Raw genomic sequence first — 424 nt, 5'->3', positions numbered from 1 at the left:
GGCGCCGTCCGCACTGCCGGGCCCGGGCGCCTGGGCCGCCGTCGCCGTCGGCGGCTTCGTGGGCGCCGAGGCGCGCTACCTGCTGGGCGTTGCCTTCCCCGAAGACGGCTCCATCCCGTGGACCACGCTGGCCATCAACGTGGCCGGCAGCCTGCTGCTGGGCGTCCTCACGGCGCTCTGGACCGAACGTCCCGGCACCGCGTTCTGGCTCCGCGCCGCGCTGGGCCCGGGGCTGCTCGCCTCCTTCACGACATTCTCCGCCGTTGCGCTGGCCGTCGACCAGTTGGCGGCGCAGGGCCGCCACGCCGACTGGCTGCTGTATCTGGGCCTGTCCCTGCCCGCGGGCCTGGCCGCCGCCGTCGCCGGGCTGCACGCCGGCCGCACGCTGGGCCGCCGGATCACCCGGGCGGCCGCCTCGTGACGG

At 77.4% G+C, this 424-nt stretch carries 1 protein-coding gene; it reads left to right on the top strand.

Annotated elements, in window-relative coordinates; translation table 11 throughout:
* Positions 1-13: 13 nt before the first annotated feature.
* Positions 14-421 carry a fluoride efflux transporter FluC gene (locus AC5RUH_RS16720; RefSeq protein ID WP_494129159.1) on the top strand — a complete coding sequence of 136 codons (408 nt, stop codon included), beginning with the start codon at positions 14-16 and terminating at the stop codon, positions 419-421.
* The last annotated feature ends 3 nt before the right edge of the window (positions 422-424 follow it).

The sequence above is a fragment of the Arthrobacter sp. Y3223166 genome, assembly GCF_059090935.1.
This window is presented reverse-complemented; position numbering and strand designations above follow the sequence as displayed.